At 46.2% G+C, this 19524-nt stretch carries 20 protein-coding genes; 18 read left to right on the top strand and 2 right to left on the bottom strand.

All coding sequences use genetic code 11. The annotated features are described in order from the left end of the window. Window positions 1-10: 10 nt before the first annotated feature. The 7 genes from moaC (at window position 11) to ACDJ58_RS05305 (ending at window position 5142) form a co-directional block, all read left to right on the top strand. Window positions 11-514, top strand: coding sequence for a cyclic pyranopterin monophosphate synthase MoaC (moaC, locus tag ACDJ58_RS05275; RefSeq protein WP_082935190.1), 504 nt, complete (start codon window positions 11-13; stop codon window positions 512-514). A gap of 37 nt (window positions 515-551) precedes the next feature. Next, on the top strand, window positions 552-1037 hold the full coding sequence (locus ACDJ58_RS05280) for a molybdenum cofactor biosynthesis protein B (RefSeq protein ID WP_024630749.1): 486 nt from the start codon (window positions 552-554) through the stop codon (window positions 1035-1037). A gap of 202 nt (window positions 1038-1239) precedes the next feature. After that, complete coding sequence (gene tatA / locus ACDJ58_RS05285; protein ID WP_163756402.1) at window positions 1240-1488, top strand: twin-arginine translocase TatA/TatE family subunit; 249 nt, start codon at window positions 1240-1242, stop codon at window positions 1486-1488. A gap of 78 nt (window positions 1489-1566) precedes the next feature. Beyond that, window positions 1567-2349 (top strand): twin-arginine translocase subunit TatC, encoded by a 783-nt coding sequence (gene tatC, locus ACDJ58_RS05290; RefSeq protein WP_063564478.1) that lies wholly within the window; start codon window positions 1567-1569, stop codon window positions 2347-2349. Window positions 2350-2800: 451 nt separating this feature from the next. Continuing rightward, entirely contained in the window at window positions 2801-3082 is a 282-nt protein-coding gene (gene groES, locus ACDJ58_RS05295) for a co-chaperone GroES (protein WP_017690077.1), read from the top strand. Between the two features lie 73 nt (window positions 3083-3155). Then, complete coding sequence (groL, locus tag ACDJ58_RS05300) at window positions 3156-4790, top strand: chaperonin GroEL (RefSeq protein WP_036611259.1); 1635 nt, start codon at window positions 3156-3158, stop codon at window positions 4788-4790. A gap of 115 nt (window positions 4791-4905) precedes the next feature. Further along, on the top strand, window positions 4906-5142 hold the full coding sequence (locus ACDJ58_RS05305; RefSeq protein WP_090894311.1) for a hypothetical protein: 237 nt from the start codon (window positions 4906-4908) through the stop codon (window positions 5140-5142). A 204-nt stretch (window positions 5143-5346) separates the two neighbouring features. Here the strand turns inward: ACDJ58_RS05305 and ACDJ58_RS05310 are convergent, their stop codons facing one another. Together ACDJ58_RS05310 and ACDJ58_RS05315 are read right to left on the bottom strand one after the other, a co-directional pair. Further along, window positions 5347-6078: a hypothetical protein gene (locus ACDJ58_RS05310; RefSeq protein WP_413376116.1), complete on the bottom strand. Its 732-nt coding sequence runs from the start codon at window positions 6076-6078 to the stop codon at window positions 5347-5349. 142 nt (window positions 6079-6220) lie between these two features. After that, on the bottom strand, window positions 6221-6805 hold the full coding sequence (locus ACDJ58_RS05315) for a TetR/AcrR family transcriptional regulator (RefSeq protein WP_413376118.1): 585 nt from the start codon (window positions 6803-6805) through the stop codon (window positions 6221-6223). Between the two features lie 302 nt (window positions 6806-7107). Here ACDJ58_RS05315 and ACDJ58_RS05320 point away from each other — a divergent pair, with 302 nt between their 5' ends. The 11 genes from ACDJ58_RS05320 (at window position 7108) to ACDJ58_RS05370 (ending at window position 19241) form a co-directional block, all read left to right on the top strand. After that, window positions 7108-8172, top strand: coding sequence for an LLM class flavin-dependent oxidoreductase (locus ACDJ58_RS05320; protein WP_413376120.1), 1065 nt, complete (start codon window positions 7108-7110; stop codon window positions 8170-8172). Window positions 8173-8200: 28 nt separating this feature from the next. Further along, window positions 8201-9169 carry an alpha/beta hydrolase gene (locus ACDJ58_RS05325; RefSeq protein WP_413376122.1) on the top strand — a complete coding sequence of 323 codons (969 nt, stop codon included), beginning with the start codon at window positions 8201-8203 and terminating at the stop codon, window positions 9167-9169. A gap of 222 nt (window positions 9170-9391) precedes the next feature. Further along, window positions 9392-10303 (top strand): helix-turn-helix domain-containing protein, encoded by a 912-nt coding sequence (locus ACDJ58_RS05330; RefSeq protein WP_413376124.1) that lies wholly within the window; start codon window positions 9392-9394, stop codon window positions 10301-10303. A gap of 26 nt (window positions 10304-10329) precedes the next feature. Next, a complete protein-coding gene (locus tag ACDJ58_RS05335; protein ID WP_076291538.1) occupies window positions 10330-10818 on the top strand; it encodes a DinB family protein in 489 nt (162 codons plus the stop codon). A gap of 176 nt (window positions 10819-10994) precedes the next feature. Further along, the gene (locus ACDJ58_RS05340) at window positions 10995-11282 is read left to right on the top strand and encodes a hypothetical protein (protein WP_079350853.1); all 288 of its coding nucleotides are present in this window, start codon (window positions 10995-10997) and stop codon (window positions 11280-11282) included. Window positions 11283-11518: 236 nt separating this feature from the next. Next, window positions 11519-12040, top strand: a complete 522-nt coding sequence (locus ACDJ58_RS05345) for a GNAT family N-acetyltransferase (protein ID WP_413376126.1) — start codon at window positions 11519-11521, stop codon at window positions 12038-12040. A gap of 392 nt (window positions 12041-12432) precedes the next feature. Continuing rightward, window positions 12433-13284 (top strand): rhamnulose-1-phosphate aldolase, encoded by an 852-nt coding sequence (gene rhaD / locus ACDJ58_RS05350; RefSeq protein WP_413379482.1) that lies wholly within the window; start codon window positions 12433-12435, stop codon window positions 13282-13284. Window positions 13285-13568: 284 nt separating this feature from the next. After that, window positions 13569-15386 carry an APC family permease gene (locus tag ACDJ58_RS05355; RefSeq protein ID WP_376031950.1) on the top strand — a complete coding sequence of 606 codons (1818 nt, stop codon included), beginning with the start codon at window positions 13569-13571 and terminating at the stop codon, window positions 15384-15386. Between the two features lie 498 nt (window positions 15387-15884). Next, window positions 15885-16751 carry a carbohydrate ABC transporter permease gene (locus ACDJ58_RS05360; protein ID WP_371129256.1) on the top strand — a complete coding sequence of 289 codons (867 nt, stop codon included), beginning with the start codon at window positions 15885-15887 and terminating at the stop codon, window positions 16749-16751. Beyond that, complete coding sequence (locus ACDJ58_RS05365) at window positions 16748-17569, top strand: carbohydrate ABC transporter permease (protein ID WP_064640050.1); 822 nt, start codon at window positions 16748-16750, stop codon at window positions 17567-17569. Before ACDJ58_RS05360 ends, ACDJ58_RS05365 begins: the two co-directional genes overlap by 4 nt. A gap of 298 nt (window positions 17570-17867) precedes the next feature. Then, window positions 17868-19241, top strand: coding sequence for an ABC transporter substrate-binding protein (locus tag ACDJ58_RS05370; protein WP_413376129.1), 1374 nt, complete (start codon window positions 17868-17870; stop codon window positions 19239-19241). The last annotated feature ends 283 nt before the right edge of the window (window positions 19242-19524 follow it).

Below are 19524 nucleotides of genomic sequence, written 5' to 3' on the forward strand. Positions count from 1 at the left end.
TGTGATGTGATTGAATTCAGAAACGAATAACGACCAGGCTTCCGGCAGTAAACTGACTCATTTTAATGAACAGGGACGAGCTCGGATGGTTGATATTTCGGGTAAGGAAAGTACCGTGCGTACAGCTGTGGCGGTATCCAAAGTGACGATGAATCCGGCTACGCTTGAAGCAATTCGAGAGGGCCGCATCGGCAAAGGTGACGTTCTGGCTGTGGCCCAAATTGCGGGTATTCAGGGCGCCAAGAAAACGTCGGACTGGATTCCGATGTGCCATCCATTGGCATTGACGGGCGTGGATATTCGTTTTCATGACAACGGTGTCGATGAATTGCAGATTGAAGTTACGGTCAAAACCGAAGGAAAGACAGGTGTCGAGATGGAGGCGCTCACGGCGGCGTCGGCTGCGGCACTGACGATCTATGACATGTGTAAAGCCATGCAGAAAGATATGATTATCGGTCCAACCATGCTGAATTCCAAAAGTGGTGGCAAAAACGGCGATTTCAGCCGATAAGGGACATTTATTTTCATAGAGGAGAAGGGTGATCTTTATGGTGTGGAGAACAGCAATCCTGACAGCCAGCGACAAAGGGGCCCGCGGGGAACGTGAGGATACGAGTGCCCAAGTGATCCGGGAACTTGTGGAAGAAGAACTGGGTGGGGAAATCGTGGAGTACCGCATCGTTCCGGATGAACCCGATGAGATTATTGCGGCTTTGATTGAGATGACAGATTATTTTCACGCTGATTTGGTATTGACCACTGGGGGTACGGAGCTTGCGATTCGTGATATTACTCCAGAAGCGACCCGGCGGGTTATTGAACGGGAAGTTCCAGGCATGGCTGAAGCCATGAGATACAGTGTCATGGGCAAGAATCGTTCTGCCATGCTGTTCCGCGGCGTATGCGGTATTCGCGGACGTACATTGATTGTCAACCTGCCAGGTACACCGAAGGGTGTGCATGAGCATTTGGCGGCCATCATGGACCAGCTTCCGGAAGCGCTGCTGATGGTTACGGGTCAGTTCAAGCAATAAGAGTGAAACATATAGTAGCGGGTGTGAAATCAAGCAGGGAAAAATGATTGGATGTCGGGGTCTCTTTTGTGAATAATGTGGGTTATGTAAGTGGTTACATCTATGGTATGATTGACATAATTCAAAATGAAGCAAAGACATCTATGAGCCTATGGCCAAGCGTGTGCATCTTTGAAGCTTGAAACGAGGAGGAATAATATCAATGTTAAGTTCCATTGGACCAACAGGTTTTATTTTGCTGGCCGTTATCGCGTTGCTTTTGTTTGGACCCAACAAGCTTCCGGAATTGGGGCGGGCAGTCGGCCGCACTTTCCGTGAATTCAAAGAAGGCGCACGTGAGATTATTTCGGATGATGATTCATCCAGTCGCAAGGAGCAGGAAAAGGCGAAGCCGCTGGCATCTGAGACTGCATCTGCAGACAAGCCTGAGGATAAACGCCTGCCGGAATAACTTTGACGGCAATGAAAGAGAAATCCCTTCCTGCCGGAAGGGTTTTGTATTTTAAGCTGGCAACAATGGGGGGCAGGCATGACGCAGCAGAAGGAAGAAATGACGCTTACAGAACATTTGAGTGAGCTGCGCAAGCGGTTGATTTATGTGTTGAGTATTTTTATTTTGGGGCTGGTGGCAGGCTTTCTGGTGGCAGACCCAGTGTATCAATATCTGACGAAGGCAGAGACTGCTCAGGGGTTTGTGCTGCATGCATTCTCGTTCTGGGACGGGATTGGCATCTACATGAAGATTGCCGGTCTGTTCTCACTGGTCATCACGCTGCCGTTTACGGTGTTTCAGCTCTGGAAGTTTGTCAGTCCAGGTCTGCGCCCGCGTGAGCGAAAAGCAACGCTGAAGTATGTACCTTATGTATTTCTGTTATTTCTGATCGGGTTAGCTTTCTCGTACTACGTTGTTTTCCCGATGGCACTTTCTTTTACTTCATCGATTACGGAAAAAATGGGGCTTGTCGAGACCTACGGAATGAAGCAGTATTTCAGTTTTTTGTTTGGAATTGTACTGCCGGTATCCCTGTTGTTCGAACTTCCGTTAATCATTATGTTCCTGACAGGACTGCGGATCTTGAATCCCATCCGGCTTCGCAAAATGCGCAGAGTCGCTTATTTTGTCCTGATTTTCATTGCGGTTGTGGTCACACCGCCTGACTTTATTTCCGATTTTCTTGTGATGATTCCCTTGCTCCTGTTATATGAGATCAGTGTGTTTTTGTCTGGCTTTGTGTATCGCAAACAGCTTGCAGCTGATGCAGAGGCTGAATCCCGATACATCCGTGCCGAGGATAAGCAGAGTGCAGTATAACAAAAGAGAGATTCCATGCGATTTTTGTAACTGTGATAATCTTGTATGGTGCCCGTCCCGGGATAAGGCGACCAATTCTTACCCGGGATATAAAGGGAGACAAGCTTTTGCAGCTTATATTGTGACGAACGGGACAAGCAGGCATATTATGTTCAACAATGGATACAATGGAAAAGGGCTGCCTGAGAACGATGCAGGAGGACTTACGGATTCTGTGGAATAAGTTAATAAGGTATTATGGCATTTACGCAGGCCAATCGGGAGTTTTTTGGCCGGGTTGATGTAAATACAACGTAAAATCTCGCAGGAATTCATGAAAAGGACTTGAAATCATGCTTCAAGTTGAAGTATCATAAAGTTGGTTGTTAGCACTGAACACTGTCGAGTGCTAATACATATGGCTACAACCTACAATGTAACGTTATATAATTTCAAAAGGAGGCTATTTTTCATGATCAGACCTTTAGGTGAACGCGTATTGGTAGAACCACTGGAGCAAGAACAAACAACTTCTTTCGGGATCGTACTCCCGGACTCCGCCAAAGAAAAACCGCAAGAGGGTAGAATCATTGCAGTTGGTGCTGGAGTATTGAAAGACGGCGTACGTGTAGCTCTGGAAGTGAAAGAAGGAGATCGCGTTATTTTCTCCAAATATGCCGGTACAGAAATCAAATTCGAAGGTAAAGAATATTTGATTATGAAAGAAAGCGATATTCACGCGATTCTCGACTAATTCAAATTTAATCGGATAACCGAACCATATAGCACTACCATTTTCCAACAAAAACTAGGGAGGTTTTCTTAACATGGCTAAAGACATTAAATTCAGTGAAGACGCTCGTCGCTCCATGCTTCGTGGTGTGGATGCATTGGCTAATGCAGTAAAAGTAACACTCGGTCCTAAAGGCCGTAACGTGGTTCTGGAGAAAAAATTCGGAAGCCCGCTCATCACTAACGATGGTGTAACAATTGCTAAAGAAATCGAACTGGAAGATGCATTCGAGAACATGGGTGCACAACTGGTTAAAGAAGTAGCAACGAAAACCAACGATGTTGCCGGTGACGGTACTACAACAGCAACTGTATTGGCGCAAGCGCTGATCACAGAAGGTCTGAAAAACGTAACTGCAGGCGCTAGCCCAATCGGTATCCGCAAAGGGATCGACAAAGCGGTTAAAGCTGCGGTTGCTGAATTGCAATCCATCTCCAAACCAATTGATTCCAAACAATCCATCGCACAAGTTGCAGCAATCTCTGCAGCTGACGAAGAAGTAGGCGAACTGATCGCTGAAGCTATGGAAAAAGTAGGTAAAGACGGCGTAATCACAGTAGAAGAATCCAAAGGATTCGCTACAGAGCTTGAAGTGGTTGAAGGTATGCAATTCGACCGTGGATACATCTCTCCTTACATGATCACAGATACGGACAAAATGGAAGCTGTTTTGGACAATCCGTACATCTTGATCACAGACAAAAAAATCTCCAGCACGCAAGATATCTTGCCATTGCTTGAGAAAATCGTTCAACAAGGCAAACCGCTGGTATTAATCGCTGAAGATATCGAAGGCGAAGCACTGGCTATGCTGGTTGTGAACAAATTGCGTGGTACATTCAATGCTGTAGCTGTTAAAGCTCCAGGATTTGGTGACCGTCGTAAAGCAATGCTGCAAGACATCGCTGCCCTCACTGGTGGCCAATTGATTACGGAAGAACTGGGTCTGGACCTGAAATCCGCTGTTGTGGAACAACTGGGTACAGCTCGCCAAATCCGTGTAACAAAAGAAAACACAATCATCGTTGACGGTGCTGGTAACAAATCCGATATCGATGCACGTGTTAGCCAAATCCGTACACAATTGGAAGAAACAACTTCCGAGTTCGACAAAGAGAAACTGCAAGAGCGTCTGGCTAAATTGTCCGGCGGTGTAGCAGTAATCAAAGTTGGTGCGGCTACTGAAACAGAATTGAAAGAACGCAAACTTCGCATCGAAGATGCCCTGAACGCAACTCGCGCTGCGGTTGAAGAAGGTATCGTATCCGGTGGTGGTACAGCGCTCATGAACGTATATAGCGCGGTTGCAGCTGTAGCTCTGTCCGGTGACGAGCAAACAGGCGTAAACATCGTCCTGCGTGCTCTGGAAGCACCAATCCGCACAATCGCAGCTAACGCTGGCGAAGAAGGTTCCGTAATCGTGGAACGTCTGAAAAAAGAACAAACAGGTATCGGCTTCAACGCTGCAACTGGCGAGTGGGTTAACATGATCGAAGCTGGTATCGTTGACCCTGCGAAAGTAACTCGTTATGCATTGCAAAACGCTGCTTCCGTAGCGGCAATGTTCCTGACTACTGAAGCAGTTATCGCTGACAAACCAGAACCAGCAGGTGCTGGTGGCGGAATGCCTGATATGGGCGGTATGGGTGGAATGGGCGGCATGATGTAATAAAAGGTGTAAAAACCTTTTAATGCCGATAGATGAAAGGCTCCCGAGAGGGAGCCTTTTTTCATTAATTAGATAGGTTGCTTTGAATTTATGTTTTAACTGAGGAGGAAATCGTTTGAGAAAGAGTACAAAGTGGACATTATGGATTTTGGGCTTGATGCTCGGTGCAATTTTCATCAATTTTTACATGAATCTATATAGTTTCGCTTATGCTTTGATTACCGTGCTTTTACTTGTATTTATGGGGTGGGGATTCTTAGCCAAGCTAAAGAACGACGTTCGACAGCATGAAGATCATCATAGAAGAGAGCATCAATCTGCGATCGATGATATCGATCGATACACGAGGTAGTAATTACCGAACATACCATACATAGCTTTGATGTTAACAGGCAGGTTAACAATTTTTGTTCGTCAATAGTTGAAAGGCTCCCACATGGGAGCCTTTCTTTATTCAGATGCAGGAGTGGATACGAAGGAAAGGCTAACGAAGTTTGCAGAAGGGGGAAGGGTGTCGAGTCTTTCCTCAATGCAACGACTTGTTTGCTTGAGGGACTCAATGAACTGCTGTTATTCCAAAAGTGGAAATATCCTCTTGAATGCTGAAGCGATATTCAAATCCATTTCGAACAGTCGCTCCATCAAATTCACTCTGACTTACATCACGATCCAATAAGCCAATATCCTGAATCACGTTTTGTGCATCATTATACGTATACTCGTTATTGGTTGTAAGAATAAGTGTAGCGATAGCAGTCAACAGGGTTCCGCCCGTTGGTTCACTGGCATCACCATTCCCGTATAACATGACTTCCTGAACTTTTTGATCTGAATTTAATTTACCAACCAATCTTAATTTATCATTAAATACATACTCGAAAGCGCCAGTGTCCTGCTCTGAAGAGTCTTTCATATTCAAGCGGGTAATACTCAAGCCATTCAGTCGATATTTGCCAACGGCGCCATTAAACTTGTTTTTGAATTCTTCCGTCGTCATATGGAAGCTAGAGGCATTCTTTTGGGCTAGAGGTGCGTGATCTTCCTCTGTTGTGGCAGTGCCAGATTCGTGTTTCTCCGTCTGATCTGTCCCAGATGATTGCGGAGGATTTGAAGGTAAAGTCAACATACCATACATTCCTATAGAAGCAATTGCAAAACATGCCGCCGTTAGCATAACATGCCTTATCGGAATCCGGTTATGTTTTCTTATGGATAAGACCATCAAAACAAGAAATACGAAGAAGGCTATAAAGCTAAGGATGAATAGTGTTGTAAACAGATATTGCAAATTCTCACCTCGTAATGCATCGTTATTTCGTGCTCTCATTATAATGTTCATTTGAGAAACTATAAACCTGTAATCGTCACCTCAAAAAAGCACTGTCGGCATGTTAGCCAGCAGTGCTATTTTTTCTTATCATTGCTTGGACTTAATCCAGCAATGAAAGTGTGACTCGAATCGAGTTATCTACAAATGAACGATTGGGGCGGGACTTCATGAAAACGGTCAGTCCAATTAACGATACAATGAGTGCTTGCGCGACAGCCTTGGCGTCCATGGAAGGGTTAAGTTCACCTGATCGCATTCCCCGCTCGATATTTTCCTGAAAGATGACCGACAGGTACATCTGATGTTCCCGGGTGAGAATTTCAAATTTCTCATCATGGGGTGCAAGCTCAACCATCGTATTGATGCAAAAGCATCCACGACTGAGTCGCTCTGCGTTGTATTCTTCATCCACGATTTCTGCAAAAAAAGTACGAAAAGCCTCTTTTACCGATGCAATACCCGCCAGTCTGGTTCGCATCTCTGCGGCACGGGCCATCGTGTATTTCCGTAGCGACGTTTCGAACAGTTCTCTTTTATCTCCAAAAGTGGAGTATATACTGGGCCTTTGGATGCCCATCCTCGAAGTCAGATCGCTTAATGAAGTGGCCTCATATCCTTTTTCCCAAAAAAGCTGCATCGCTGCATCCAGTACTTTCTCTTCGTCAAATTCGCGAGTTCTCGCCATAATAAATACTCCTTGTTACTTATATTTTCTAAAGTATAGATAATTTGTATTGGATCATGTAGATCGTGTATTACTAATTTTATTTCTTACTCATCAGTATGATATATACTATATAACTCTCAATAATTTGTCAAACGAACGTCTTTTTGATGATTTGATCAAGAAATAGGATCCTTATTTAAAGAAAATAAATAGATTGACAGTCAGAGAAACACTGAGATATATTAACTACCTAAATAACATACCGATCGGTAATTTATTTTGCGAGTGACAGTCCAATATTGAGTAAGGAGAAATGAGTTATGGAAATAGGAATTACATCGTTTGTGGAGACAACCCCCGATCTTCGGACAGGTGAGGTCATAAGTCACGCACAGCGATTGCGTGAAGTGGTGGAAGAAATCGTACTTGCCGATCAGGTGGGGCTGGATGTATTTGGTGTAGGAGAACATCATCGTAAAGATTATGCTGCTTCTTCCCCTGCGATGGTGCTGTCCGCAGCTGCATCCCTGACCAAGCGTATTCGGCTGACTAGTGCAGTAACAGTACTTTCGTCCGCTGACCCGGTACGTGTGTTTCAGGATTTTGCCACACTGGATGGCATTTCGAATGGACGTGCGGAGATTATGGCAGGGCGGGGTTCCTTTACCGAATCATTCCCTTTGTTTGGATATGAGCTAGGTGAGTATGATGAGCTGTTCGATGAACATCTGGAACTGCTGCTTAACCTGCAGAAGTCCGAAATAGTCAACTGGCGAGGTGGGCACAGACCTGCAATACATAATCTGGGCGTATATCCACGGCCTGTGCAGAGCCCTTTGCCCATATGGATTGGCAGCGGGGGCAATCAGGAATCGGTGGTGCGTGCAGGATTGCTGGGGCTTCCGTTGACGTTGGCTATTATTGGCGGGAGCCCGGAACGTAATTTTGGCCCCCTTGTACAGTTGTACAAGCAGGCAGCGGCACATGCCGGGCATGACGCTTCGAAGCTTACTGTGGGATCGCATTCGCTGGGATTTGTGGCTGAAGATACAGAGCTGGCGGCTGATCTGTTCTTTCCTTCTACCCAGGCGGGTATGAACAAAATCGGCAAGGAACGCGGATGGGGACATTACAGCCGTGCCAGCTTTGATGCTGCACGCAGTCATGACGGTGCTCTGTATGTGGGTGATCCGGAGACGGTTGCCCGGAAGATTGTTCATCTACGCAAGAATGTGGGCATTACACGTTTCATGATGTACGTTCCCATCGCAACGATGCCACATGATCAGGTGATGAGAGCGATCGAATTGCTCGGAACAGAGGTAGCACCACGGGTACGGGAAGAATTGGCCGAGTGGGAAGCTGCGAATGGACAAAAAGCATAGAGAACATACACTGAAGGAGGGATTGTATATGAGTTTTGTAGATAGGGTGGTACCTGAATTAAGAGATACATTAGCCCAGTTTCCGGGCTTTAATTTGAAGGGGGGATTGCAGGTTAGCCGGGCGATGCTCATGAACCCACCAATTGAGAAGTCGGACGACGTACGCACCACAAAGCGAATTATTGCTGGGGCAGCAGGAGACATGCTAGTCAAAATATATGAACCGTCTGAGCGCACTGGAGATAAGCTGCCAGCGATGTTGTGGATTCATGGAGGAGGTTATGTGCTGGGACATCCGGATATGGATGATGCGTTATGTGAACGCTTTGTACAAGCGGCACATTGCGTAGTTGTATCGGTTGATTACCGCCTGGCCCCTGAGCATCCTTATCCTGCTGGCCTTCATGACTGCTATGCAGGTCTGGTATGGATGACGGACGAAACAGAGTCACTCGGCATTGATCTCACCAGGGTAGCAATTGCCGGAGCAAGTGGAGGTGGAGGACTGACTGCATCGCTTGCTCAAATGGTCCGCGATAAAGGTGGGCCGAGCCTGATCTTCCAAATGCCTTTGTACCCGATGCTGGACGATCGCAATATTTCGGCTTCGAGCCATGAAATTACGGATCAAAATGCTACATGGAATCGGACTAATAACCTGGAGGCATGGAGTATGTACCTTGGAGGAGGGATGGAGGGATTGGGAGAAAAGGAAGAACACAACATACCTTCCTACGCTGTCCCGGCTAGAACTGAAAATCTGGCAGGGTTACCTCCGATATATACATGTGTTGGCCAGCTGGATCTATTTCGAGACGAGACAATTGAATATGTGACACGCCTTGCGACAGCTGGAGTGGATGTCGAAATGCACCTTTATCCCGGTGCTTATCACTGCTTCGAAGTGTTTGTGCCTGATGCGGAAGTTAGCCAGCGGGCTAGTCAAGATTATATTCGTGCCATGGCTAGAGCGCTTAATCCTTCATGGGAGCAATGAATGTCTCCGGCGTTGTCCATAAAAATTGATTTTCTTTTCATCTTCATTTCAGATTTCATTAAGGTAGCAGGGGTAAGATAAGTCTTGTAAACCCCTTCTCGTGTTAAATAGATGTGTGACTAGCCCCGTCGGATCGCCCGACGGGGCACTTTTTTTTCTTCATTTCATCGGTTGATGGTATGATAGATGAATACATAAATGCTAGTAACGGAGGGATAGTTCGTGGACCCCAGCTTGCATCCGCTGTTCAGACCCATTCAGATGAATGGGACAGATAAAAACACCTATTATATCGAGCGAATACCTTCTGTTTCCCTTATGGCTCATGTAGCCTGTTTTTGGGAATCGGGTTCTATTCCGCACACGGGAGAGCAAGATCGGGAAACTATCTCAGTTCCCGCTCGGGTATTGCCAGATGGCTGCACGGACATGTTGATTACATACGACTCGGTCCGTTCGGTTCATTCCTATGCGTATTGTGGCAATTATTCGCATCCGTTCGCTCTGCCCGAGCCATCCGATGTAAGTCCTTCCGCAGATTACACATTTGGCGTACGTTTTTTTCCGGGTGGGGCGTACGTCTTTCACGGTTTGCCATTGGAAGGATTTACGGACATGCGAATTCCGCTTGAGGAATGTTGGCCAGTCAGGTTGAATGAGCTTCAGGAGCGGATAGCTGGAACAAGAACCTTCGAAGAACGGGTGCAGGTTATGAATGCCTATCTGATTCCATTATCCGTGCAAACCAGTACATATGAGAATAATCTGATGAAAAACGCGCTGCATCGCATTTTTATCGATGGGGGACGCATGAGCGTCAGCGAGCTGGCGATGCGAGAGGTTGTTAGTGAACGCCAGCTGCATCGGAAGTTTGCAGAATGGATCGGAATCAGTCCGAAGCGATTCAGTGAGGTGGTTCGTTTTCACCGTGTCCTGGGTAGTATTCATCAGGGGCATGCGGCGGATGGGATAGCGCTGGCCCTGAATCATGGTTTTTTTGACCAAGCCCATTTGATTCATCAATTCCGTAAGTTTTATGGAGAAACCCCTCTGACAGCTGCCAAAGAACATCAACGAAGGTTGTCCGATTTGTACAATAACTCCGTTGTTCCTTCCGTTATACTGAAATCGTGAGAATAATAGTAAAGGAGATATCCTATATGAATGGAACATTGCAAATTCGAGATCATCTGCTCAATGAATTGGAGACGGGAGTACGTACGGGGGCGAGCCTGATCCGCTTGATCCGTCCAGAGGATTGGGCATACCGCCCGCAGGACAATATGCGTTCACTGGTGGAACTGGTCCATCATTTTATTCAGATCACGGCATCGGACCTTGCCATTATGCAGGAGAAGAGCGAAGCTGAGGTTGGTGTGGTAGAGAATAGCCTGTCAGGGATCGAGGATATTGAAAAACTGGAGGCAACACTTTGGGGCAATTTGGAAGCCTACAAAGCTTATATTGTATCACTGAGCGAAGAAGATCTGTTGAACCGCTCAACCAAAGCTTTCTATATGGAGCACGGTCATTTGCAGGCTCAATGGCAGATTGAAACGCTAACGCATGTATTCCATCACCGTTCACAGTTGTATAATTACCTCAAACAGCAGGGGCATGAGTTGAACTTTTTCATGCTGTATGCTTAATAATCTTAGAATCTGAGTTTCATGTAAGTGGCTCCGCCGGATGATCTGGCGGGGCTTTTTGATTACTTTAGTCTAGCATCTCTATCAAAATGGACGTTATCACACGGTCATTTTACCGTTACATTAATAGATTCCAAGCATAGAATACCGTATCAAAGCAAAAGGAGGTGATTTCCATGGCCATCCTTTTACCACAACAATTTTATGCCTTAGCGGCTAGTGTGGGTAAATCGTATTATGAAAACCTTGCTGGAGGCACGAATGCCAGCATCACAGTGAACAATTTTGGTCCTTTCCCGGTAGACCTGGTTGTGACTCGTGTTAACGCTCCAGTGATCACGTATTTGATCCCTGCTGGCAACAGCCTTACGTTGTCTGTTGATTTGCTGCTCGTAGCTGCTTTGTTGACTACTCCCGCAGGTGCTTCAACAGGCACAATTCAAATCGCAACATCTGATTTCTAATGAATGTAGCATGCTTTGTGAACCTCTGTCGGACATGTTGTCGGCAGAGGTTTTTCTTTTTTTTTATGGATGCATCATATCGATTCCATCAAGAAGAAGCCTCAGAAATTGTATGTGCGACCCCAGTGATATAATAGGTTTAGATCATATTTTTGTTTACATAGGTTGCTATTCGAGTAATTTATATATAGGAACAACACGTAGACTGATGTTGTGAAACAGGAGGTTGTTGGACGATGAACAGAACAACGTTTCTTGAAACCGAGCGGCTTGTATTCTCGACGTGGAGCGAGGAGGATCGTGCTCTGGCTTCCGCTCTATGGGGGGATCATGAGGTATCGAAGTGGATTAGCAGTAAAGGATTTCTGAGCGAGGATGAAGTGGAGGCGCGGTTGACGCAGGAAATAAAAAGGCAAGAAGAGGTGGGAGTGCAATACTGGCCACTTTTTGAGAAAGATTCGGAAGTATTTGTTGGTTGCTGCGGTTTGCGCCCATATTCTCCGGAAGAAGAGATATATGAATTGGGATTTCATCTTACCCGGGATCATTGGGGCAAGGGCTACGCCATGGAGGCGGCACGGGCAGTGATTGATTATGCATTTGGTGAACTGAAAGCCAAAGCGCTGTTTGCTGGGCATCATCCGGACAATGAAGTGTCACGTGACATGCTATCCAAGCTGGGCTTTGAGTATGTACGCGATGAGCGTTATGAACCGACAGGGCTGATGCACCCGTCTTATTTGCTGAAAAAGGAATAAAAATGTTCCATGTTTAGGGCAGCACAACGTTTTAAATATATAGCATAAATGGATGGATAGCAGCAGTGACCGTAATTTTTTGGTAAAGGGGTTTTCATCGTTTTTTTATTTCATTTTCAGCTTCTATTAAGGTAGCAGAGGTAAGATAATTCTTGTAAACCCCTTCTCGTGTTAGATAGATGTGTGACTGACCTCGCCGGACGCCGGTGAGGTATTTTTTTTGTTTATTTTTATAAATGTACACAAAACAAATATAAACAAAAATAAATAAAGTGTTTTTATCTGTGTATTATTGACTTATAAAGATAAACAAAGGTATAATGAATGTGAAAAAAGGAACTTACTATGTACGTGACGGGCATTCTATATTTTATCATGAGGAGAGAATGATGATGAACGTGACCCTTACCAATGAAACAACGCAGGCTGCGGGTTTCCATATCCCATTTGTTCGTGAAATGGCGGAGATTACTCAACATATGTGGAAAAACGGGTGGGATGAACGCAATGGTGGCAATGTCAGCTATTTGCTGGAGGAAGAGGAAGTCGCCCAATATATCGATATCAACCACGTGATCCGCAAGATCAAACCTGCATTTTCGATGCATGAGCTGGCAGGCAAGTATTTTATTGTGACTGCTTCGGGCAAATATTTCAAAAATGTACTAGCTGATCCTGAGAGCAATCTGGGGTTGCTGCGAGTATCGAATGATGGACAGGAGCTGGAAGTGCTATGGGGGCTAAAGTCGGGAGCGAACCCAACGAGTGAATTGCCTACGCATTTCATGAGTCATATCGAACGTCTGAAAGTCGACCCGAAACACCGGGTTGTGATGCACAACCATGCGACCAATGTGCTGGCGATGACATTTATCCATGAGTTGGATGAAATGAAATTTACAAAGACGCTGTGGCAGATGTGTACGGAATGCGTTGTCGTATTTCCTGACGGCGTTGGTATTATTCCGTGGATGGTGCCTGGATCGAATAAAATTGGACGGGAAACGGCTGAGAAAATGAAAGAATACCACGCGGTCATTTGGCCGCAGCACGGGATTTTTGGAACGGGTACAACGATTGATGAAGCTTTTGGCCTCATTGAGACTATTGAGAAAGCGGCCCAGGTGTATATGCTGGTTGCAGGTCATGAGATCAGACAGAGAATTACGGATCAGCAGCTAGCTACATTGGCCCAGGCTTTCGGTGTCACTCCTCGTCCTGGTATATTGGGCATGGAAGTTTGAAGGATCGAGATCGTATAAAAGAAAGAGTTCCAACACAGCCTAATATGAATGGTCTTTGGTTTATTAAACCGAAGGCCATTTTCTTTTTTTCGGCGAACAAACGCCGTTTTGGTTCAAAAAAGTTCAAAAAGTGGATAAAGCGCGGCTTTGTTATCGATTATTGAATCGTAGAATGCATTATCACACGCTGGCGAAATTCGGGTGAAATGACGTATTGTCAATGGCTCGGCGATTTTGCATAATAACAATGCTTCACAGATGAAAGACGGAAGGAAGTTATGATCATGCTTGGCAAAATGAAGAGAATCTTAATAGGCAAGCCTATGAAATCGGCTGAATTGGATGCAGAAAAATTGGGGAAATGGAAGGCACTCGCCATCCTGTCCTCCGATGCACTATCGTCCGTTGCCTACGGTACGGAGCAGATCTTACTGGTGCTCGTTGCGGCCGGATTCGCCGCCTTGTGGTACTCTGTTCCAATCTCTATCGCCGTGTTGGGATTACTCGTCATTTTAATTTTTTCCTACCGCCAGACGATTTTTGCTTATCCAACAGGAGGCGGCGCGTATATCGTGGCCAAGGATAATCTCGGTACGGCTCCGAGCTTGATTGCCGGAGGGTCTTTGCTGGTCGATTATATTCTGACTGTTGCGGTAAGTTCGTCCGCAGGGACCGATGCGATTACATCTGCCTTTCCAATGCTTCATGATTACAGCATAGTCATTGCACTGATCATGATTGTATTTCTGACCATTATGAATTTGCGGGGGGTGACGGAATCTGCTTCCGTACTAGCGATCCCCATATATTTGTTTATCTTTTCGATTGCGATCCTGATTATCTCCGGGGGTATCAAATTTCTCGCTGGTGGCATGGAAGCTGCCGCCCCTGAATTCGGAACGAGTATGTCTCATGTGAGTCTGTTTTTGCTGCTGAAGGCATTCAGCTCGGGTTGTTCGGCTTTGACCGGGGTTGAGGCGGTGAGTAACGCCATCCCGAACTTCAAGCAGCCTGCCGAGAAAAATGCAGCAGGAACCTTGATGCTTATGGGATGTATTCTGGGAGCCATGTTTATCGGGATCACGTTACTTGCTTATGGTTACGGGGTGAAGCCTGATCCCAAAGCCACAGTCATTTCTCAGATTGCCGAAGCCACGTTTGGCAGGGGCACGATGTATTTTATTATTCAGGGTGTGACGGCACTGATTCTGTTCCTGGCAGCGAATACGGCCTATTCTGCTTTCCCGCTGCTGTCCTTCATGATGGCGAAGGATAAATATATGCCGCATATGTTTATGGTTAGAGGAGACCGCCTAGGCTTCTCGAACGGTATTATTTTTCTCAGTGTGATGTCTGCCTTGCTGGTTGTCGGATTCAAAGGTAATACGGAAAGCCTGATTCCGCTCTACGCAGTGGGCGTGTTCATTCCATTCACCCTGTCGCAGCTGGGCATGATGATTCGCTGGATCAAAGTCAAACCAACCGGCTGGGGTGTGAAGCTGCTCGTCAATACGATTGGGATGCTGACCACGCTGTCGATTACATTGATTTTTATATTCACCAAGTTCACGCAAACATGGGTTATCTTTATTTTCCTGCCACTCGTCGTCTATGTGTTCATGCGCATTCACCGTCATTACTGCAACATCGCGGATGAATTGCGGATAGATATCAAGCTGGAGAAACCGGTGAGAAAGGGCAATACCATTGTCATTCCGGTGGCTGGCATTACGAGGGTGGTGATGAATACAATCTCTTACGCTCAGACGATGTCAGATCACGTGGTTGCCTTGTATATCGGGTTCGATGATGAAGCCATCCGCAAGATGGAGCAGAAGTGGGAAGAGTGGAACCCTGGCGTTCGCCTGGTTGTCATTAAATCGAGATACCGCAGTATTATGGGACCGCTCAAAAAGTTCATTGATACCGTCGAATGGAAAACGGCCGAGACGGACCATATCACGATTCTAATTCCGCAATTCATTACCAAGCATTGGTGGCAAAATGTACTGCACAATCAGACCAGCTTCATGATCCGTGCTTATCTGATTAATTATAAGGACGTAATTGTCACGACTGTGCCGTATCATCTCAATCGTTAAAAGGCTTCGTCTACACTGGCCAATGGCATGAAAAGAGTATGTCATATGCTTATATGCCATCCATTTTCTTTGGGATTCTCTACCGAACATTTTGCGTTAACATTAAATATCCAGTTTTCTGTTAAATTGATTGAGTTGATATCTAATCGTTGTTCATCTTCCCTTAACACATAAAGCCGCACGAACGTTCCCGAATCTAGGGAGTTCTTGCGGTTTTTTTGCTGTTTGCTGAGCTTGTTATGAAGTCTATTTAACGTCCCTTGTTTGGTAAAGTCGCTTGTCCACGATTAACGCTGCGTTGATTCAGAACGGATGCTGCTGTGACAGTTGGCTTTTACACTAGATAACGTGGGTGATGAAGTTCACACACCGAATGCGTAGATCAAGGGGGAAGAAAATCCGATGAGTGAGCTTGACAACCGGATCGGCTTGCCTGCTGCCAGACGGCGCGTAACCAATACAAGTCAGCGCCGGACAGCTTCGCTGCGTGTGCAGCGGATGCGGGAGAATATGCTGGCCTATGGTTTCCTGGCACCATCGCTGCTTTTATTTGCAGTGTTTCTGTTTTATCCGATGTTTAAGTCGGTGTACCTGAGTCTGCATTCCACTGACCCTACCGGACAGATTGCAGCTTATGTGGGACTGGACAATTTCAAGGCGGTATTCCAGTCCGGACTGTTCCTGCAAGGCATGAAAGTGACGTTGCTATTTGTCCTGTTTACCGTGCCAACCGGCATGCTGGCAGCTCTGATTCTCGCGGCATTAACACACAACCGTTTCAAGGGAATGCGTATATTCCAGTTTGTATTCTCTCTGCCCGTGGTATTGTCTGTCGGTTCATCGGCGGTCATCTGGAAGTTCCTGTTCCATCCGACCTTGGGCATGCTGAATTATTTATTAGGAAAAGTTGGAATCGATCCAATTCCCTGGCTGACCAGCCCGGATTGGGCCTTAATATCGATCTCCATTATGACGATTTGGATGAATCTCGGATTCAATTACATTATTCTATCCAGCGGATTACAGGGCATCCCGGATGAAATTTATGAAAGCGCGAAGATCGATGGCGCAGGTCCCTTGCTTACTTTTCGCAAAATCTCGATGCCACTGTTGTCACCAACCCTGTTTTTCGTCACCGTTGTATCGATCATTGGTGCGTTCCAATCGTTTGGTCAGATCAACATTCTAACCCGTGGTGGCCCGATGGACAGTACCAATGTATTCGTATATTCCATCTATCAGGAAGCCTTTGTTAATTTCCGCTTTGGGACGGGCAGTGCGCAGGCGCTTATCCTGTTCGCGGTCATTATGCTGCTGACCCTGATTCAGTTCAAATGGGTGGAAAGGAAAGTGCATTACCAATGAGAACACCATGGACCAAAACATTGCTGTATGTGTTGCTTACAATCTGTGCGGCACTTGTACTGTATCCGGTGCTGTACACCTTTTTCATGGCGGTCATGACGCCGGAGGATGCCAGTGCGTATCCGCCTCATATCATCCCGCAATCCATAGACCTGTCCAATTTCACGGAAGTATTCGATATCGTTCCGATTGGTTCGTTTATCGGCAATACATTCCTGGTGGCAGGACTAACGATGCTTGGTCAGCTTGTTACAGCGAGTATGGCGGCCTATGCATTCGCGAAAATGGAGTTTAAAGGCAAAAACGTCATTTTCAGCATGTTTGTGGCGACGATGATGATTCCTTGGGAAGTCACCATGATCCCGAACTATCTGACAGTGCGTAGTTGGGGCTGGCTCGATACGTATCAGGGGCTGACCATTCCGTTCCTGGCAACAGCGTTCGGTACATTCCTGCTGAGACAATTCTTCATGCAGCTACCCAAGGAACTGTTTGAAGCGGCGAAGATTGATGGCTGTGGGCACATCCGGTATTTTGTATCCCATGTCCTGCCATTGTCCCGTCCGGCACTTGGAACATTGGCAATCTATTCGTTCCTGAGCATGTACAACTCCTATCTGTGGCCGCTGCTCGTTACAAATACGCCAGAGATGAGAACGGTACAGATCGGGATCTCGATGCTGGAGTTCCAGGAATCCACAGCATGGAATCTGGTGTTTGCCGGCACGGCGCTTGTTATTTTGCCGTCGCTGCTGCTTCTGGTCTTCGGCTTGAAACAGCTTGTCCGCGGTATGGCCGCAGGCGCGCTGAAGGGTTAGTGGGAGTAAGGTTTGTTTAAAAGATTTAAAAGGTTGGCGGTTTGGATACCCAGGAGCGAATAAACAAGGCTCACTCTTGAAATAAGTCTTTCAGAAACTGCAAAAGTAGTGAAGGAGAAGAATCGATTCTGAAGAAGCGAAGCGTGCGCCTTTATCCCCGGATTTTCCCCTATGAAACGGGAATGTGAAAAAATCCGGGGATAACAGCGATCAAAAGAACGATTCGAATCCGTAACGGCCACCTTGCAGAAATTAAAGCACTTATTGTGACGAGAGCCCAAAAAAAAGGAGAGCGATTATGATCGGGTTTCGTTTGAAAAAAAGAGGAACATTTGCATTGATGTTGGCTGCACTTATGCTGGTATTGTCCGCTTGTGGCGGAAAAACCGAAACAACAAGCACAACGGGCGGAGCGCAGGCAGATGCCGCAGCTGCTGAACCGGTACAACTGACATGGTGGCATTCGATGTCGGGTGCAGGGGAGAAAGCCATTAATCAACTCGCTTCCGATTTCAACGCAAGTCACCCGGACATTCAGGTGAAGGCAATCTATCAGGGGAAATATGATGAGAGCCTGAACAAACTCAAAGCTTCGATGGGATCGGACAGTGGTCCGGACATTATCCAGGTGTACGAGATTGGCAGTAAGTTCATGATCGATTCGGGCATGATTACGCCGGTACAACAATTCATTGATAAAGACAAGTTCGACCTGTCTCAACTGGAACCCAATATCATCCGTTATTACACCATCGATGGCAAATTGAACGCGATGCCATTCAACACATCGAACCCGATTCTGTATTACAACAAAGATATGTTCAAAGCAGCAGGTCTGGATCCGGAGAACCCGCCTAAGACATATGAAGAGTTTGAACAAGCAGCCAAAGCACTGGCGAAAGACGGTAAACCAGGTGCATCCATGGCCATCTATGGCTGGTTTATGGAACAGTTCTTCGCGAACCAGAATGCAGATTATGTAAACAATGGTAACGGAAGAAACGGTGCAGCGACTGAATCCATGCTGAACTCCGAAGCTGGTGTGAAGACTTTGACATGGTGGAAAAAGATGATGGACGAGAAAACTATCTCTAATCTGGGACGTAGCACTGACGATACGACCGCTGCGTTTACCGCACAGCAAATCGGTATGACGCTGGATTCCACCGCTGGATTGCGGAAAATTGTAGAGGGTGCTGGCGGCAAGTTTGAGCTGGGAACAGGCTTCCTGCCACGTCCAGCAGATGCCAAAGAAGGCGGCGTTGTTGTTGGTGGCGCAAGCTTGTATATCATGAACAACAAATCCGAAGCTCAACAGCAAGCCGCTTGGGAATTCATCAAGTACCTGGCTACACCAGAGGTGCAAGCCCACTGGAGTGTTGCGACAGGATACTTCCCTATTACGACAGCAGCCTACGATGAGCAAGTATTAAAGGATAATATGGCGAAGTACCCGCAATTCCAGACAGCAGTCGACCAATTGCACGCTTCCGCTGATTCGACAGCAACATCCGGGGCCGTAATGGGTGTATTCCCCGAAGCCCGTCAAATTGTCGAAGGAGCGATCGAGACAGTTCTGAATGGACAAGGTACACCGCAAGACGTATTGGATGCAGCAGCGAAGCAAATTACAGACAAGATTGGGCAGTATAACAGCACGGTGAAGAAGTAACTTATTTCTTAAAATAGGACAAACTTTAGGCTGGATATAGCAAATTTGGAATGTATGGCTTAACTAAGGACGTCATAACGAGTGAGACGTATGCGATGGTCAACCCTGACTGTCGCATCGTTTTGCTGTGAGTAGATCTTGAACAAAATCGCTTTGAGGCGAATTGGCTATGGGGATATCTATCAATATATGTCGAATACAGAGATTTTTATCTCTTTATGTTAGTTTAAGTAACTTAATATAGGCTGTTATACACAGAAACTTACTGCTAAGGCAATAAATC

Origin of the sequence: Paenibacillus taichungensis (genome assembly GCF_047302525.1) — a bacterium.
GTDB classification, from domain to species: domain Bacteria; phylum Bacillota; class Bacilli; order Paenibacillales; family Paenibacillaceae; genus Paenibacillus; species Paenibacillus taichungensis_B.

Excerpts from the sequence above, each read along its gene's own strand:
- ACDJ58_RS05280 (WP_024630749.1), top strand. The coding sequence starts at position 552 with ATGGTGTGGAGAACAGCAATCCTGACAGCCAGCGACAAAGGGGCCCGC.
- tatA (WP_163756402.1), top strand. The coding sequence starts at position 1,240 with ATGTTAAGTTCCATTGGACCAACAGGTTTTATTTTGCTGGCCGTTATC.
- tatC (WP_063564478.1), top strand. The coding sequence starts at position 1,567 with ATGACGCAGCAGAAGGAAGAAATGACGCTTACAGAACATTTGAGTGAG.
- groES (WP_017690077.1), top strand. The coding sequence starts at position 2,801 with ATGATCAGACCTTTAGGTGAACGCGTATTGGTAGAACCACTGGAGCAA.
- groL (WP_036611259.1), top strand. The coding sequence starts at position 3,156 with ATGGCTAAAGACATTAAATTCAGTGAAGACGCTCGTCGCTCCATGCTT.
- ACDJ58_RS05315 (WP_413376118.1), bottom strand. The coding sequence starts at position 6,805 with ATGGCGAGAACTCGCGAATTTGACGAAGAGAAAGTACTGGATGCAGCG.
- ACDJ58_RS05320 (WP_413376120.1), top strand. The coding sequence starts at position 7,108 with ATGGAAATAGGAATTACATCGTTTGTGGAGACAACCCCCGATCTTCGG.
- ACDJ58_RS05325 (WP_413376122.1), top strand. The coding sequence starts at position 8,201 with ATGAGTTTTGTAGATAGGGTGGTACCTGAATTAAGAGATACATTAGCC.
- ACDJ58_RS05335 (WP_076291538.1), top strand. The coding sequence starts at position 10,330 with ATGAATGGAACATTGCAAATTCGAGATCATCTGCTCAATGAATTGGAG.
- ACDJ58_RS05340 (WP_079350853.1), top strand. The coding sequence starts at position 10,995 with ATGGCCATCCTTTTACCACAACAATTTTATGCCTTAGCGGCTAGTGTG.
- ACDJ58_RS05345 (WP_413376126.1), top strand. The coding sequence starts at position 11,519 with ATGAACAGAACAACGTTTCTTGAAACCGAGCGGCTTGTATTCTCGACG.
- rhaD (WP_413379482.1), top strand. The coding sequence starts at position 12,433 with ATGAACGTGACCCTTACCAATGAAACAACGCAGGCTGCGGGTTTCCAT.
- ACDJ58_RS05355 (WP_376031950.1), top strand. The coding sequence starts at position 13,569 with ATGCTTGGCAAAATGAAGAGAATCTTAATAGGCAAGCCTATGAAATCG.
- ACDJ58_RS05360 (WP_371129256.1), top strand. The coding sequence starts at position 15,885 with ATGCGGGAGAATATGCTGGCCTATGGTTTCCTGGCACCATCGCTGCTT.
- ACDJ58_RS05365 (WP_064640050.1), top strand. The coding sequence starts at position 16,748 with ATGAGAACACCATGGACCAAAACATTGCTGTATGTGTTGCTTACAATC.
- ACDJ58_RS05370 (WP_413376129.1), top strand. The coding sequence starts at position 17,868 with ATGATCGGGTTTCGTTTGAAAAAAAGAGGAACATTTGCATTGATGTTG.